The 14,979-nt window shown below is 62.5% G+C and carries 13 protein-coding genes; 11 read left to right on the forward strand and 2 right to left on the reverse strand.

Annotation, left to right across the window (positions count from 1 at the left end; all coding sequences use genetic code 11):
• Positions 1 to 80 precede the first annotated feature (80 nt).
• From AC1Q64_RS25005 to AC1Q64_RS25020, 4 genes are all read left to right on the forward strand, one after another.
• Positions 81 to 467 (forward strand): zinc-binding dehydrogenase, encoded by a 387-nt coding sequence (locus tag AC1Q64_RS25005; protein WP_492253116.1) that lies wholly within the window; start codon positions 81 to 83, stop codon positions 465 to 467.
• Positions 468 to 489: 22 nt separating this feature from the next.
• Positions 490 to 1,920 (forward strand): NAD-dependent succinate-semialdehyde dehydrogenase, encoded by a 1,431-nt coding sequence (locus AC1Q64_RS25010; RefSeq protein ID WP_488929385.1) that lies wholly within the window; start codon positions 490 to 492, stop codon positions 1,918 to 1,920.
• 175 nt (positions 1,921 to 2,095) lie between these two features.
• Positions 2,096 to 2,995, forward strand: a complete 900-nt coding sequence (locus AC1Q64_RS25015) for a transporter (protein WP_492253117.1) — start codon at positions 2,096 to 2,098, stop codon at positions 2,993 to 2,995.
• A 237-nt stretch (positions 2,996 to 3,232) separates the two neighbouring features.
• Positions 3,233 to 4,123 (forward strand): helix-turn-helix domain-containing protein, encoded by an 891-nt coding sequence (locus AC1Q64_RS25020; protein ID WP_436180416.1) that lies wholly within the window; start codon positions 3,233 to 3,235, stop codon positions 4,121 to 4,123.
• A 17-nt stretch (positions 4,124 to 4,140) separates the two neighbouring features.
• Here the strand turns inward: AC1Q64_RS25020 and AC1Q64_RS25025 are convergent, their stop codons facing one another.
• Positions 4,141 to 5,034, reverse strand: coding sequence for a LysR family transcriptional regulator (locus AC1Q64_RS25025; protein WP_373715352.1), 894 nt, complete (start codon positions 5,032 to 5,034; stop codon positions 4,141 to 4,143).
• Between the two features lie 134 nt (positions 5,035 to 5,168).
• Here AC1Q64_RS25025 and AC1Q64_RS25030 point away from each other — a divergent pair, with 134 nt between their 5' ends.
• From AC1Q64_RS25030 to AC1Q64_RS25060, 7 genes are all read left to right on the forward strand, one after another.
• Positions 5,169 to 6,329, forward strand: coding sequence for an acyl-CoA dehydrogenase family protein (locus tag AC1Q64_RS25030; protein ID WP_373715353.1), 1,161 nt, complete (start codon positions 5,169 to 5,171; stop codon positions 6,327 to 6,329).
• 93 nt (positions 6,330 to 6,422) lie between these two features.
• Positions 6,423 to 7,364, forward strand: coding sequence for a Bug family tripartite tricarboxylate transporter substrate binding protein (locus tag AC1Q64_RS25035; RefSeq protein WP_373715354.1), 942 nt, complete (start codon positions 6,423 to 6,425; stop codon positions 7,362 to 7,364).
• 4 nt (positions 7,365 to 7,368) lie between these two features.
• Positions 7,369 to 8,589, forward strand: a complete 1,221-nt coding sequence (locus AC1Q64_RS25040; protein ID WP_373715355.1) for a CaiB/BaiF CoA transferase family protein — start codon at positions 7,369 to 7,371, stop codon at positions 8,587 to 8,589.
• A gap of 16 nt (positions 8,590 to 8,605) precedes the next feature.
• A complete protein-coding gene (locus AC1Q64_RS25045) occupies positions 8,606 to 10,669 on the forward strand; it encodes a 3-hydroxyacyl-CoA dehydrogenase NAD-binding domain-containing protein (protein ID WP_373715356.1) in 2,064 nt (687 codons plus the stop codon).
• Positions 10,670 to 10,716: 47 nt separating this feature from the next.
• A complete protein-coding gene (pcaF, locus tag AC1Q64_RS25050) occupies positions 10,717 to 11,925 on the forward strand; it encodes a 3-oxoadipyl-CoA thiolase (protein WP_301159123.1) in 1,209 nt (402 codons plus the stop codon).
• A 14-nt stretch (positions 11,926 to 11,939) separates the two neighbouring features.
• Complete coding sequence (locus AC1Q64_RS25055; protein ID WP_301159124.1) at positions 11,940 to 12,689, forward strand: electron transfer flavoprotein subunit beta/FixA family protein; 750 nt, start codon at positions 11,940 to 11,942, stop codon at positions 12,687 to 12,689.
• 125 nt (positions 12,690 to 12,814) lie between these two features.
• Positions 12,815 to 13,747 (forward strand): electron transfer flavoprotein subunit alpha/FixB family protein, encoded by a 933-nt coding sequence (locus AC1Q64_RS25060; protein WP_301159125.1) that lies wholly within the window; start codon positions 12,815 to 12,817, stop codon positions 13,745 to 13,747.
• A gap of 66 nt (positions 13,748 to 13,813) precedes the next feature.
• On the opposite strand, the gene AC1Q64_RS25065 is transcribed toward AC1Q64_RS25060, so the two are convergent.
• Positions 13,814 to 14,422 carry a glutathione S-transferase gene (locus AC1Q64_RS25065; RefSeq protein ID WP_373715357.1) on the reverse strand — a complete coding sequence of 203 codons (609 nt, stop codon included), beginning with the start codon at positions 14,420 to 14,422 and terminating at the stop codon, positions 13,814 to 13,816.
• Positions 14,423 to 14,979: the final 557 nt, after the last annotated feature.

Genomic DNA, 14,979 nt, shown 5'->3' on the forward strand with positions numbered 1-14,979 from the left:
CGGTCTACCCAGACCACCCCCGCGCCAGTGCTAGCTTTGCGTACCGTCACTTATTGCACTGAAAACGAGGAGACCCCTTGATGGCCATCGATGGCAAGGCCGAAGATGCGGTCAAGCAGATCGTCAAAGCCACCGGCGGCGGTGCCCGGTCGGTATTGGATCTGGTCGGGGCGGCGTCGACGGCCACCTTGGCCATCAATGCTTCTGCACGCGATGGGCACATCGTGATGTGCGGCTTGATGGGCGGTGAGATCAGTCTGTCTTTGCCTGTGATTGCCATGCGCCCGCTGACTTTGCAGGGCAGCTATGTGGGCACGCTCTCGGAGTTGAAGGAGTTGGTCCAACTCTTCAAGGGCAAAAACGTGCGCGCCATTCCCATTGTGAGCCGGCCACTGAGTGAAGCCAACGCAGCGATGGAAGACCTTCTGCATGGCCGCGTGGTTGGCCGCACGATCCTTGTTCCCTGACCCGACCCACGACTCCTGAACCATGTACCCAGAAATTACCCAATACATCGATGGCGAGTTTGTTCAAGGCGAAGGTCGCCGCGAAACGGATGTGCTGAACCCCGCCACCAACCTGCCGATCGGGAAACTGCCTCACGCGACGAAAACCGATCTGGACCGCGCCTTGTCGAGTGCCCAGCGGGCGTTTGAATCCTGGCGAAACAGTTCACCCATGCTGCGCAGCCAGATATTGCGCAAGGTGGGCGAACTGGCCCGCGAGCGAGCCCAGACGATCGGGCGAAATATCACGCTGGATCAAGGCAAGCCTTTGGCCGAGGCGGTGGGGGAGGTGACCGTCTGCTCAGAACACGCCGACTGGCATGCCGAAGAGTGCCGTCGCATCTACGGTCGGGTCATTCCGGCACGTTCCAACCAGGTGCAGCAAACGGTCTTGCGCGAGCCGATTGGCGTGTGCGTGGCATTTTCGCCCTGGAACTTCCCCTTTAACCAGGCCATCCGCAAGGTGGCTGCAGCGATAGGCGCCGGCTGCTCGGTGATCGTCAAGGGTTCCAGCGACACCCCGAGCGCTGTGGTGGCCATCGCCCATCTGTTTCACGATGCAGGTTTGCCGCCCGGAGTGCTGAACGTGGTCTGGGGTGACTCGGGAATGATCTCGGATCACTTGATCCGGTCTCCCATCGTGCGCAAGATTTCGTTCACGGGCTCTACCCCTGTTGGTCAGCAACTGGCCGCTTTGGCTGGCTCGCTGATGAAGCGCTGCACGATGGAACTGGGTGGGCACGCGCCGGTCATCGTGTGCGATGACGCAGATATCGACACTGCTGTCGACCAGCTGGTGGGCTACAAGTTTCGGAACGCCGGTCAGGTTTGTGTATCTCCAACGCGCTTCTTTGTGCAGGAAGGGGCCTACGACCACTTTGTGGACCGATTCGTTGCCAAGACCCAGGCCATCAAGGTGGGCGACGGGCTTGAGGCCGGGACCCGAATGGGGCCGTTGGCCCAGCGTCGCCGCATCGCAGCCATGGATAGATTTGTTGACGATGCGCGTCAGCGTGGTGCCAACATCCGGACAGGTGGTCATGCATTGCCAGGCGAGGGAAATTTTTATGCGCCCACCGTCATCACGGACTTGCCTGAAGACGCCCGCTTCTTGAATGAAGAGCCGTTCGGTCCGATGGCTGGAATTGTGCGCTTCGGGAACTTGGAGGATGCGTTGCAGCGCGCCAACCGACTGCCCTTTGGCTTGGCTTCCTATGCCTTCACAAGGTCAGCCAAAAACGCGCATGCCATCTCTCGTGGGCTGGAGGCCGGCATGGTGTCGATCAACCACATCGGATTGGCGCTGGCCGAGACACCGTTTGGGGGCCTCAAGGAGAGCGGCTACGGCAGCGAAGGCGGTAGCGAAACGTTCGATGGCTACCTGACCACCAAATTCATATCCCAACTCAACTGACGTTCTCGATGACCGCGGCTGCTGAACCCAGCCGCTTGGTTCGTTGAGTACGTGAACGAAAAAGGAGAAACATCGACACCCGATGAGTTCATATTTTTGCCCATGACTGTGCCGAACGCTCTTGGTCCAACGTGTCCTTGAGTATGTGATTCAAAAATATTTTCCAGGAGACAAGATGAATATTCAGTGCTTCCGCAGCTTGGCCGGGCTGCGTTCTGTGTTTGCGATGGTTCTTACTGCATCCGTGGTGAGCTCGGTCCATGCCATCGACACCGATCCAGGGGATTGGACCGCCCCGCCACCAGGCACCAACCTGTTTCTTCTCTACGCGCAGCACGCCAACAGGAACGCTCTCTACACCAACGGGCAACAAACCCCTAACGCAAAACTTGGCTCGGACGTGGCCATTCTTCGGTATGTTCGTCCAGTTGATGTCTCGGGCCTGATCGTTGCACCTCAGGTGTTGCTGCCTTGGGCGCGTTTGCGCACAGGTGGCGTGGTCGCAGGGCTTGGCAATGCGTCGAGTACCGGTGACTTGATCTTGGCCAGCCCGATCTGGTTTGCCAAGGCGGGCACGGCGTCGCGGAACTCTTTCTCGTTTGCTCCCTACCTGGTCCTGCCAACCGGTGATTACGACAAGGGTCAGACACTCAACATTGGTGAGAACCGATGGAAAGCTATTTTCCAGTTCGGTGGTACGTATCAACTGAGCAAGCAGATTGATGCAGAAGGGGCTATCGACGCAACCCTGTTAGGGAAGAATAAGGATTTTGGGGCCTCGGGTGCGGACACGCTTCAACAAAAACCGCTCTACCAACTGCAGGGTTCGCTGAACTGGCATCAAAGCCCGGGTACCTTGTTTGCAGTGGGCCTGTCACACACCTTTGGCGGCGTTCAGACGGTAAACGGCGTGTCCTTGAACAACGAGATGGCCACCACGAAAATGGCCCTGACAGCATCGACTTTTGTCAGTCCCTCCCTACAAGTGTTGGTGTCTGTCGGTCGCGATTTGAAGGTCGACAACGGATTCAAGGAATCCAGTCGTCTGAACGTCAGGATGCTCAAGGTATTCTGATTCGGTGGCCGACAACTGGCCATCGGTCCGGTAGGACCGATGGCCAAAGGTTGTCAGAACACCATTGGCGCATGCGTGGCAAAGCACCTTTCCCGTTACTCGCATCGCGAGCAGCAGGTACGTGTTTCTTCCCTGCCAACGCATCGCTCGGCGCTGAACGCACCCGTCTGGGCAAACCCTATAAACGCCATCGCTGGGAAGCTGTAAATTGATTGGTTAGTTTTCGGAGCTTGTTTCATGAACGCCTTGATCACGCCCGACGAAGTGCCGCGTTGGATCCCCGGCCGACTCACTCTGGATAGCACGCCTCTGGGGTGGGAAGAAACCGTTCTGAAGGGCTATCGCTACGACAGTCTCGATGTCGAAATACCCACGATGCGCGATTTCATGATCGTCGTCTATCGGGGTGGTGTGGCAGAAATGAGCCGACGAAGCGGTGGTCCTTGGCAGTCGGCAAGGGTCGAGCCGGGTGTTGTTTCCATCTTGACCCGCGCAGAACAGTCTCGGTGGCGATGGGACAAGGCGATCGATGTGTCCCATCTATACCTTTCCCAAAGCGCCGTTGCGCGTGTCGCTGGCGAAGTCTTCGACAAAGACATCAGGGATGTGGAGATGCAGGACATGATCCGGGCCGAAGATCCTGTTTTGCCTGCCTTGATCACCTTGTTTGAGAACGAACTCAACTGCGGCATGCTGGGCGGCCAACTCTATGTGGACGCCTTGAAGGCTCAACTGTGCATTCACATGTTGCGCCAATACGCCAAGGTCGTTTTTCGGGAATACCGCTCTTATGGCCGACTGTCTCCGGCGCAGTGTCGGCTGGTGGTGCAGTACATAGAAGAACACCTTGATCAGAATATTTCACTGCAGGATCTGGCAGGACTGGCCCAGTTGAGCGTCTTCGCTTTCATGCGTAAGTTTCGAGCCGAGTTTCAGTGTGCTCCACACGCCTATGTACTGGATCAACGGGTCAAGCACGCCCAGCGACAACTGGCGCGTCCGGACGTTCCGCTCAAGGTGGTGGCCGCCAACTGCGGGTTTTCAGATCAGAGCCACATGACCCGCGTTTTTAGACGTGTTCTCAACGTGACCCCTGCCGAGTTCAGGCGGTCTTGCGCCAGCACTTGAGGCGCTTGGGCCCAGCATCACGACCAGCGGGCAGCCTTGTTGATGATGAAGTCGATGAAGGTGCGCACCGCCAGTGTTTGATACCGCCCCGGCATCCGCAACAGGAATAGCCGGGTGCCAAAAATACTGAGGCGCCATGGATCCAGCGCGGTGACCACGCGTCCCGTTCTCACGTCTTCCTGAACGACATAGCTGGGCACCAGACCGATACCCAGTCCCGACAGAATGGCTTCTCGCAGGAACTGAAAGTTCTCCGACGCCAGCGTTGGGTTCAGTGTGACTTCTTGGCGAACATCGTTCCTGTAGGCCGCCAGCCGCAGCTCACGCCCCACCACCGACGACGTGATCAGCGGCAGGCGCCGCAGCGCTTCTAGATCTTCCGGCAGCCCTGTCGTCCGGGCGAACTCGGTCGAGGCACAGGCCACGTAGCGCACCTGCGCCAACTCTCTGGCCACCAAGGCCTCCGGTGGCTCTGACATGACCCGGATGGCCACATCAACCTCGTCGCGCAGCAGGTCGTCCACGCGGTTCTCGAACAGCAGCTCCAGGCTGATCTCGGGGTACTGCCGCTTGAATTCCAGCAGCCAGTCGGTCATGACCAGCTGTCCAAAGCCGGTGGGCACGCTGACCCGGACGGCCCCATGGAGACCACGCCCCAGCATGGTGATGGCCTCGCTGGCTGCGGCGAGTTCGTCTCGAATGGCGCAGCCGTGCCGGTAGAGCGTCTGGCCGATTTCGGTGGGCTCGATGCGCCGGGTCGTCCGACGCACCAGTTGCACGCCCACCGACTTCTCCAGCTGCTGCAGGTGGTAGCTGACGTTGGCGCGACTGACTTTCAGTTTGCGCGCAGCGCTGCTCAAGTTGCCGGCATCAAGGATGTCCACCAGCAGCACCAGTCCGGTCAGGTCCATGGATCGACTGTCAAACGGTATTTGACGTAGTGTTAAACATTGGCCTGATTGTCAAACCATTCCGCGAACCACACAATCCCCCTGACCCCTACAAAGCCCCGTCTCAAGGGCACAACCCTGGAACTTCGAACGACATGGCTCTCGACTCAGAAACCTTTTCTCTGCTCAAGGACAGCGTGCAACGCTTCATCCGCGAGCGTCTGGTCCCCGCCGAAAACAGCGTGGAAGAACTGGACGACGTCCCCTCGGACATCGTCGATGACATGAAGGAACTGGGGCTGTTTGGCCTGTCGATTCCCGAGGAATTTGGCGGCATCGGTCTGTCAATGGCACAGGAATGCGAAGTGGCTTACGAGCTGGGTCAGACCGCTCTGGCTTTCCGCTCGGTGGTGGGGACCAACATCGGCATTGGGTCCCAGGGCATCCTGATGGACGGCACCGCCGAACAGAAAGCCGAATACCTGCCCCGCATCGCCAGTGGCGAGCTGATCATCTCCTTTGCCCTCACCGAGCCGAATGCCGGGTCGGATGCCGCAGCCCTGCAGACACGTGGTGTCCGGGACGGCGACGACTACTTGCTCAGCGGCAGCAAGCGCTTCATCACCAACGCACCGCGCGCCGGCGCTTTCACGCTGATGGCGCGTACCGATGGCCAGGGCGCTGGCGGTATCTCCGCCTTCATCGTCCCGTCGGATCTGCCAGGCATCACCCTGGGCAAGCCGGACAAGAAGATGGGCCAGCGCGGCACGAAGACCTGCGACGTGAACCTGGACAACGTGCGCGTGCCGGCGGCCGACATCATCGGCGGTGTGCCGGGAAAAGGCTTCAAGACGGCCATGAAGGTACTGGACCGCGGACGCCTCCACGTTTCCGCACTGGCCTGTGGCATGGCGCAACGCATCCTGCAGGAGTCGATTGCCTATGCCCAGGAACGCAAGCAGTTCGGACAGCGCATCGGCGACTTTCAACTGGTGCAGGCCATGCTGGCCGACAGCCAGGCCGAACTGCTGGCGGGCTGGTCCATGGTCAAGGCGGTGGCGCAGCGCTACGACGCCAAACCCTTTGGCGTGACCGATCCCGAGGTGAGCATGCAGGCCTCGTGCACCAAGCTCTTCACGACAGAGATGGTCGGGCGAGTGGCGGACCGTGGCGTGCAGGTTCATGGTGGCGCGGGCTACATCAACGAATACAAGGTCGAGCGCTTTTACCGCGATGTGCGCCTGTTGCGCCTGTACGAGGGCACGACGCAGATCCAGCAACTGATCATCGGCAAACACCTCATGCGCCAAGACTGAACAGCCTCCACCCATCATCCACGTCCCAACCCTCGGAACAGCGCCATGTCAAAAAACCCATCCCCATTCATGAACCGTCGCCAACTCTTGTCCATGAGCGCACTGACCATCGTGCTGCCTGCGTGGGCACAGTCCGGCTATCCGAGCAAACCGATCACGATCCTGGTGCCTTTCCCCGCAGGCGGTACCACCGACATTCTTGGTCGTCTGGTGGGACGTCATCTGGCCACCCGTTTGGGTGGGACCGTGGTGGTGGACAACAAGCCCGGTGCGGGCGGCGCCATCGGTTCCGCGATGGTGGCCAAGGCAGTCGGTGATGGTCACACGCTGCTGATGGGAACGATCGGAACGCATTCCATCAACCAGTACCTCTACAAGAAGCTGGCCTACGATCCTTTCAAGGATTTCGCACCGATCGGTCTGGTCGCCATGGTCCCGAACGTGTTGGTCGTGAACCCGTCCCAGCCGATCAAGACGGTCAAGGACCTGATAGCGGCCGCCAAGGCCGCACCCGGCAAGCTGACCTACGCGTCAGCCGGCAACGGAACCTCGATTCATTTGTGCGGAGCCATGTTCGAGCAGATGGCCCAGGTTTCCATGGCGCACGTGCCTTATCGCGGCAGTGCACCGGCGATCACGGATTTGCTGGGCAACCAAACCACTTGCATGTTCGACAACCTGCCATCGGCCATGCCTCACATCAAGTCTGGTGCACTGCGTGCGGTTGCGGTGACCACGGCCAAGCGTTCCGCAGCGCTGCCGGATGTGCCCACGATTGCAGAGTCCGGCGTTGCGGGATACGACGCCAGCTCGTGGTTTGGGATGTGGGCTCCGGCGTCGACGCCGGCCAGCCTGGTCAGCCGGCTCAATGAAGAAATCAGGCTGATCCTGGCGCAGCCCGATGTCAAGCAAACACTCAAGGAGCAGGGTGCGGAAGCCGCACCAGACAGTCCGGCGCAATTTGCAGCCTTCATCCAGACCGAGGCCGCCAAATGGTCGAAGGTCGTTCAGACAGCCAACGTTCAACTGGACTGAACACATGGGCGCTCTCAGTCATGTGCGGGTCTTGGACCTGACGCGGATCTTGGCCGGCCCCTGGTGCACGCAGACGCTGGCCGATCTGGGCGCGGATGTGATCAAGATCGAACGCCCCGGCCAGGGCGACGACACGCGGCAATGGGGCCCGCCGTATGCGCGCGATGCTTCGGGGCAAGACACGACCGAAGCCGCTTACTACCTGGCGGTCAACCGCAACAAGCGATCGGTCACGCTCGACATCTCCACAGCGGAAGGCCAAGGCCTGATCCGGCGCCTGTTGGCCGAATGCGATGTGCTGGTCGAGAACTTCAAGGTGGGCGACATGCAGCGCTACGGGCTCGACCACGAGAGCCTGCGCGGTGAACATCCGGGCCTCATCTATTGTTCGATCACGGGTTTCGGCCAGACCGGGCCGTACGCTCCGCGCGCCGGCTACGACTTCATCGTGCAGGGCATGGGTGGTTTCATGAGCGTCACCGGTGAGCGTGAAGGCCTGCCCGGCGCTTCGCCCCAGAAGGCCGGGGTCGCGATTGCTGACCTGTTCACCGGCGCGCACGCCACCATTGCGATCCTGGCCGCGCTGAACCACAAGGAGCGCTCCGGAGAAGGCCAGCACCTGGACATCTGCCTGCTGGACTCGCAGGTGGCCATGATGGCGAACATGGCGACGAACTACCTGGCCACGGGATCGCCGCCGGTGCGCTGGGGCAATGCGCACCCCAACATCGTGCCTTACCAGGTGTTCAAGGTGGCGGATGGCTGGGTCATCGTGGCCTGTGGCAACGACGGGCAGTTCCGCAAATTGACACAGGTCGCCGGTCAGCCCGAACTGGCCGAGGACCCGCGCTTTGCCAGCAACCCCGCCCGCGTGCGGCACCGGGAGCAACTGGTGCCCTTGCTGGAGGCGCTGATGCTCCAGCGCGAGCGCGACGAATGGATCCGGCTGCTGGAGGCGGTGGGCGTGCCTTGCGGTCCCATCAACGACATGGCCGATGTGTTCAAGGATCCGCAAGTGCTGGCCCGTGGCATGCGCCAAGAACTGCCCCATCCCACGGCCGACCAGGTCAGTGTTCCCGGCAGCGCCCTGAAGCTCTCGGCCACACCGGTGAGCTACCGCAGGGCACCGCCGCTGCTGGGCCAACACACGCACGAAGTCCTCCAGTCGCTGGCCGCCTTGTCCGACGAAGAGCTGGACGCACTGAAGAACCGCCAGATCATCTGAACCACTGACCCACCCCATGACCCAACCATCATTCACGGCTCAACGCGTGGCACGTGTTGAACTCAACGCACCTCCCGTCAACAGCCTGGGCATAGCGCTGCGCAAGCACATCGTCGAATCGATCCGGGCCGCCGAAGCCGATCCGCATGTGGCGGCGATTGTGCTCATCGGCACGGACAAAGGCTTTTCGGCCGGCGCCGACGTGGCCGAGTTCGGCACACTGATGCAGTTTGAAGCGCCCATGCTGCGCAGCGTCATCACGGTCATCGAAGCCTGTCAGAAACCGGTGGTTGCGGCCCTGTCCGGCGTGGCGCTGGGTGGCGGCCTGGAGCTGGCATTGGGATGCCATGCCCGGGTGGCACTGGCCTCAGCCCGCTTGGGCACACCTGAAATCCAGCTGGGCCTGATTCCCGGCTCGGGCGCTACCCAGAAACTGCCGCGGTTGATGGGCGCTGATCGTGCGCTCGCGATGATGAGCTCGGGGCAGGCCCAGACCGCAGAACAGCTGTCGGATTCGGGACTGCTGGACCTGGTGGTGCGGCAAGACCTGTGGGCCGCAGCCTCGACCCTGGCCCTAGAACTCGCACAGCAAGCCCTGCCGTTGCCGCGCGCACGCGACCAGACCGTCGATGCCGCCACCGTCGATCAGGCGGCTGAAAAAGCGTCTGCGCGGTTCAACAAACGCCAGCGCGCACAGCCGGCCTACCTGGCCCTGATGGACGCTGTCAGGGCCAGCGCGCTGCCGTTTGACGAGGGCATGCAACGCGAGCGCGAGCTGTTCCTGTCGCTGATGCAAAGCAGCGAAGCGGCCGCCTTGCGCTACCAGTTCCGGGTGCAGCGGGAGTCGGCCAAGCTGCCGACCAACCTTTCAGCCACACCACGGGCTTTCGACCATGTCGCTGTGATCGGCGCCGGCACCATGGGAACGGGTATCGCCATTGCCGCGCTGGAAGCCGGCCTGCAGGTGAGCCTGCTGGAGCAGTCGGCCGAGGCGCTGGAGCGCGGCTCGTCCCGCATCGCCGAACATTTTTCGTCGCGGGTGAAAGCCGGCAAGGTCGATGCGGCCAAGGCCGAGCGCCTGCTGGGCCGGTTGACGGCGACGCTGGACTGGCCTTCGTTGCAGGCAGCAGACGTGGTGATCGAGGCCGTGTTCGAGGACCTGGCGGTCAAACAATCGGTGTTTCGCCTGATCGACCAGCACGCCCGGGTGGGCGCTGTCCTGGCCACCAACACCTCTTACCTGGACATCGATGCGATCGCGTCGGTGACGTCCCGACCGCAGGATGTTCTGGGTCTGCACTTCTTCAGTCCGGCCAATGTCATGAAGCTGCTGGAAGTGGTTCAAGGCAAGGACAGTGCCGCGGATGCGATGGCCACGGCCATGGCCCTGGGCAAACAGCTGAAGAAGATTCCCATTCTCTGTGGCAACGCCTTCGGTTTCATCGGCAACCGCATCTACAACGCCTACCGCAAGCAGTGCGAGTTCATGCTGGAAGACGGGGCCTGGCCCGAGGACGTCGACCGGGCCCTGACCGACTTCGGTTTCGCCATGGGACCGTTCGCCGTGGCCGATCTCTCGGGTCTGGACATCGCCTGGCGCATGCGGCAGGCCGGCGCCGCCACCCGCGACCCGCGGGAACGCTATGTGCACATCCTCGACCGTTTGTGCGAGATGGGCCGCATGGGGCGCAAGACCCAGGCGGGCTACTACACCTACACCGACGGCAAGGCCAGCCCCGCCACCGACGAGGTGGTGCGTGGCGTCATCGCGCAGGCCTCTGCAGCGCGCGGCATTGAGCGCTCGCCACTGTCGGCCGAGACCATCCAGCGCCGAGCCCTGCTGGCCATGGTGAACGAAGCCGCGCTGCTGTTCAGCGAAGGGGTGGCGCACCGCGCGGGCGACATCGATGTGGTGCTGGTCAACGGCTACGGCTTCCCATCCTGGGTGGGCGGCCCCGTGCACTGGGCCCGGACCGAGCCCCGCGCCCGTCTGGATCAGGAACTGGATCGGCTCATCGCAGCGAACGGTTTTGGCGCGGCGCGCGCCACGCCGGCCATGCTGGACCGTCTGCTCGGCTGAACCGCGCACTTTTTTTTCTTGTCTTTTCTCTTCACTTGATTTCTGTCATGACCACTTCCCAAGCCTTCATCTGCGACGCCATCCGCACCCCTTTCGGTCGCTACGGTGGTGCACTGTCTTCTGTGCGAGCCGACGACCTGGGCGCCATCCCCTTGCGAGCACTGATGGTCCGCAACCCGAACGTGGACTGGGCGTCTGTTGTGGATGTGATCTACGGCTGTGCCAACCAGGCCGGCGAAGACAACCGCAACGTCGCCCGTATGAGCAGCCTGCTCGCAGGTCTGCCGCTGGAAGTACCCGGCGGTACCGTCAACCGCCTGTGTGGTTCGGGGCTGGACGCCATCGGCACAGCTGCACGCGCCATCAAGGCCGGTGAAGCCGGCCTGATGATCGCGGGCGGGGTGGAAAGCATGAGCCGCGCGCCCTTCGTGATGCCCAAAGCCGAGAGCGCCTTCAGTCGCAACAACGCCGTCTACGACACCACCATCGGCTGGCGCTTCGTCAACAAGCTCATGAAAGCCCAGTACGGTGTGGACTCCATGCCCGAGACGGCCGAGAACGTGGCGACCGATTTCAAGATCGAGCGCGAAGCCCAGGACCGCATGGCCCTAGCCAGCCAGATGAAGGCCGTGGCCGCGATCAAGGCCGGGCACCTGGCGCGCGAGATCTGTGCTGTGAGCATCCCGCAGAAGAAGGGCGACGCCCTGATCGTGGACACCGACGAACACCCGCGCGAAACCAGCCTGGAAACGCTGGCCAAACTGAAAGGTGTGGTGCGGCCCGACGGCACCGTGACGGCGGGCAACGCCAGCGGCGTGAACGACGGCGCCTGCGCGCTGCTGCTGGCCGACGAAGCCACCGCCGCGAAGAACGGATTGACCCCCAGGGCCCGCATCGTGGGCATGGCCACGGCGGGGGTGGCACCGCGCATCATGGGCATCGGCCCGGCGCCCGCGACGCAGAAGGTGCTGGCGCTCACCGGTCTGACGCTCGAACAGCTGGACGTGATCGAACTCAACGAAGCCTTCGCCGCGCAAGGCCTGGCGGTGCTGCGCACCTTGGGGTTGAAAGACGACGATGAGCGCGTGAACGCCTGGGGCGGCGCCATCGCGCTGGGTCACCCGCTGGGCGCCAGCGGCGCGCGCCTGGCCACCACGGCGGTCAACCGCCTGCACGCCACCGGCGGTCGCTACGCGCTGTGCACCATGTGCATCGGGGTGGGGCAGGGCATTGCATTGATCATCGAACGCATCTGAAGGGAATCAACACCATGAAGGTCATCGTCCCCGTCAAACGCGTGGTGGACTACAACGTCAAGGTGCGCGTCAAGGCCGACCAGTCCGGCATGGACCTGGCCAACGTCAAGATGAGCATGAACCCGTTTGACGAGATCGCGGTCGAAGAAGCCGTGCGCCTGAAAGAAAAGGGTGTCGTCACCGAAGTCATCGCCGTCTCCTGCGGCGTCACGCAGTGCCAGGAAACCCTGCGCACCGCCATGGCCATCGGCGCCGACCGCGCCATCCTGGTGGAAACGGCTGAAGAACTGCAGCCGCTGGCCGTGGCCAAGCTGCTCAAGGCCCTGATGGACAAGGAACAGCCCGGCCTGGTGATCCTGGGCAAGCAGGCGATCGACGACGACTGCAACCAGACCGGCCAGATGCTCGCCGCGCTGGCCGACCTGCCGCAGGGCACTTTTGCGTCCAAGGTCGAAGTGGTGGACGGGAAAGTCAATGTGACCCGTGAAGTCGACGGTGGCCTGGAAGTCCTGAGCCTCACGCTGCCGGCCATCGTCACCACCGACCTGCGCCTGAACGAGCCGCGTTATGTGACGTTGCCCAACATCATGAAGGCCAAGAAAAAGCAGATGGACATCGTCAAGCCCGAAGACCTCGGTGTGGACGTGAGCCCGCGCCTGAAGACCCTGAAGGTCTGCGAGCCGCCCAAACGCGGTGCGGGCATCAAGGTGGCCGATGTCGCCGCACTCGTCGACAAGCTGAAAAACGAAGCGAAGGTGATTTGACCCCCCCGCGTCGCCTGCGGCGTCACCCCCCAGGGGGCGCGCCTGGTGGCCCGGCAAAGCCGGTTCCACGGGCGCCTGGAATCAAGACACCTCGCTCATCGAACACTGTTTAAGGAATTCAAGTCATGACCGCACTCGTCATTGCCGAACACGACAACGCCAGCATCAAAGGCGCCACGCTCAACACCGTCACCGCCGCCGCCCAGTGCGGGGGTGAGGTGCACGTGCTCATCGCCGGCCACAACGCCGGCCCGGCCGCCGCAGCCGCGGCCCAGATCGCCGGCGTCGCCAAAGTCATCCACGCCGACGCCGAGTACCTGGCGCACGGCCTGTCCGAGAACATGGCCGCCCAGGTGCTGGCCATCGCATCGAACTACAGCCACCTCCTGTTCCCGGCCACGGCCAGTGGCAAGAACATCGCCCCGCGAGTGGCCGCCAAGCTCGACGTCGGCCAGATCAGCGACATCACCAAGGTGATCGCCGCCGACACGTTTGAACGCCCCATCTACGCTGGCAATGCCGTGGCCACGGTTCAGAGCATGGACGCCACCCACGTCATCACCGTGCGCACCACCGGTTTCGACCCGGCAGCAGCATCCGGTGGCAGCGCCGCGGTGGAAACCACCGCCGCTCTGGCCGACAGCGGCAAGAGCACCTTCCTGGGCAGCGAAATCGCCAAGAGCGACCGCCCCGAACTCACCGCCGCCAAGATCATCGTCAGCGGCGGCCGTGCCCTGGGCAGCGCCGAGAAGTTCAACGAGGTCATGACGCCGCTGGCCGACAAGCTCGGTGCGGCACTCGGCGCGAGCCGTGCTGCGGTGGACGCGGGCTATGCGCCCAACGACTGGCAGGTCGGCCAGACCGGCAAGATCGTGGCGCCGCAGCTGTATGTGGCCTGTGGCATCTCGGGTGCCATCCAGCACCTGGCCGGCATGAAGGACAGCAAGGTGATCGTGGCGATCAACAAGGACCCCGAGGCACCGATCTTCTCGGTGGCCGACTACGGCTTGGAGGCCGACTTGTTCACCGCTGTGCCGGAACTAGCGGGTGCGCTGTAAGTACCCTGAATATGAATAAAAAGCGGGCGCCTTGCAGGCGCCCGCTTTGCATGTGGGAGAGATCACTCAGTCCAGCGACCAGGTGGCCGCCATCTCCGGGCGCTGGCTGTATCCCGCATACCAGGAAGCCACATAGGGGTGTCGCTCACGCCAGCCCAAGTCAGCGAAGCGAAGATCCAGGTACCACAATGCACAGCCCACAGCGATCGTCCCAATGTCCACACGGTCGGCCAGCTTTTGCGGGTCATCATTGAGCGCCGCTAGCGACGTTTCCACCTTGTCCAGTTGCGCCGCCTTCCACTCGGCCCAGCGAAACGCCTCTGGACGTGCGGCGTCTTCGTAGCGCGCCAGCACGGCTGCGTCCAGCATACCGTCGGCCAATGACTGCAAGGTGAGCGTCTCCCAGCGTGCCAGGCCTGTTGCAGGGATCAGTGATCCGTGTGCCAGATCGTTGAGGTATTCGCAGATCACCCGGCTGTCGTACAGGACCTGTCCTTCGTCGGTGAAAAAGGTGGGCACCTTTCCCAGCGGATTGGACACGATGATGTCCTGGTCTCGGTTGATCGGGTGAGCACTGCAGGGCAGCAGCGTGATGCGTTCATTCAAGCCCAGCGACAGGCCTGTGATCAGGCACTTGCGAACAAAGGGGGAGAAAGGGGAGAAGAGAATTTTCATGGTGTTTTGCACGCGGACAGAAAACTTCGATGAGGTCAGGGGTGTCCCGGGCTTTTTGAGGGCTGTGTGCCTCGACGTTCACGACAACATGATTCTCGTTGAGTCCTCGGAAGTTCGCTGACGCGTCCCGGCGTACCGCCGTCGGGCTCTGCGGGCTTCGCCCCGCGCCCCGTACCGGGTCGCGGCCATGCGGCTTCGATCCCTGACGCTCCGGCCGTCCCGGCCTGCGCGCTGCGCTTGCCATCCTCACGCCTGCAGGTGTGGTGGGGCTGGCTTGCTGATCCCTTCATCCTTGCACACCGTTCTCGCCGTCAAGGTCTGCACGCCCTGTGGGCGCTGGCGGCCTCTCGGCCGTCTTCGAACCTGTGACCGCTGCGCTGCGGCGTGCCGGTTCCGGTCTCGGGCAATCCCGCCCGATCACTGGAGTTGGTCATGGACGACAAATCACACGTTTCGCTGGAGCAGCAGCTTTGTCTGGTGTGGGGTCTCCTCGTTTTCAGTGCAATAAGTGACGGTACGAAAAGCTAGCACTGGCGCGGAGGTGGTGTTGGTAGATC

The organism is Acidovorax sp. GW835-FHT14G06, from assembly GCF_058793595.1.

Excerpts from the sequence above, each read along its gene's own strand:
- AC1Q64_RS25005 (WP_492253116.1), top strand. The coding sequence starts at position 81 with ATGGCCATCGATGGCAAGGCCGAAGATGCGGTCAAGCAGATCGTCAAA.
- AC1Q64_RS25010 (WP_488929385.1), top strand. The coding sequence starts at position 490 with ATGTACCCAGAAATTACCCAATACATCGATGGCGAGTTTGTTCAAGGC.
- AC1Q64_RS25015 (WP_492253117.1), top strand. The coding sequence starts at position 2,096 with ATGAATATTCAGTGCTTCCGCAGCTTGGCCGGGCTGCGTTCTGTGTTT.
- AC1Q64_RS25020 (WP_436180416.1), top strand. The coding sequence starts at position 3,233 with ATGAACGCCTTGATCACGCCCGACGAAGTGCCGCGTTGGATCCCCGGC.
- AC1Q64_RS25025 (WP_373715352.1), bottom strand. The coding sequence starts at position 5,034 with ATGGACCTGACCGGACTGGTGCTGCTGGTGGACATCCTTGATGCCGGC.
- AC1Q64_RS25030 (WP_373715353.1), top strand. The coding sequence starts at position 5,169 with ATGGCTCTCGACTCAGAAACCTTTTCTCTGCTCAAGGACAGCGTGCAA.
- AC1Q64_RS25035 (WP_373715354.1), top strand. The coding sequence starts at position 6,423 with ATGAGCGCACTGACCATCGTGCTGCCTGCGTGGGCACAGTCCGGCTAT.
- AC1Q64_RS25040 (WP_373715355.1), top strand. The coding sequence starts at position 7,369 with ATGGGCGCTCTCAGTCATGTGCGGGTCTTGGACCTGACGCGGATCTTG.
- AC1Q64_RS25045 (WP_373715356.1), top strand. The coding sequence starts at position 8,606 with ATGACCCAACCATCATTCACGGCTCAACGCGTGGCACGTGTTGAACTC.
- pcaF (WP_301159123.1), top strand. The coding sequence starts at position 10,717 with ATGACCACTTCCCAAGCCTTCATCTGCGACGCCATCCGCACCCCTTTC.
- AC1Q64_RS25055 (WP_301159124.1), top strand. The coding sequence starts at position 11,940 with ATGAAGGTCATCGTCCCCGTCAAACGCGTGGTGGACTACAACGTCAAG.
- AC1Q64_RS25060 (WP_301159125.1), top strand. The coding sequence starts at position 12,815 with ATGACCGCACTCGTCATTGCCGAACACGACAACGCCAGCATCAAAGGC.
- AC1Q64_RS25065 (WP_373715357.1), bottom strand. The coding sequence starts at position 14,422 with ATGAAAATTCTCTTCTCCCCTTTCTCCCCCTTTGTTCGCAAGTGCCTG.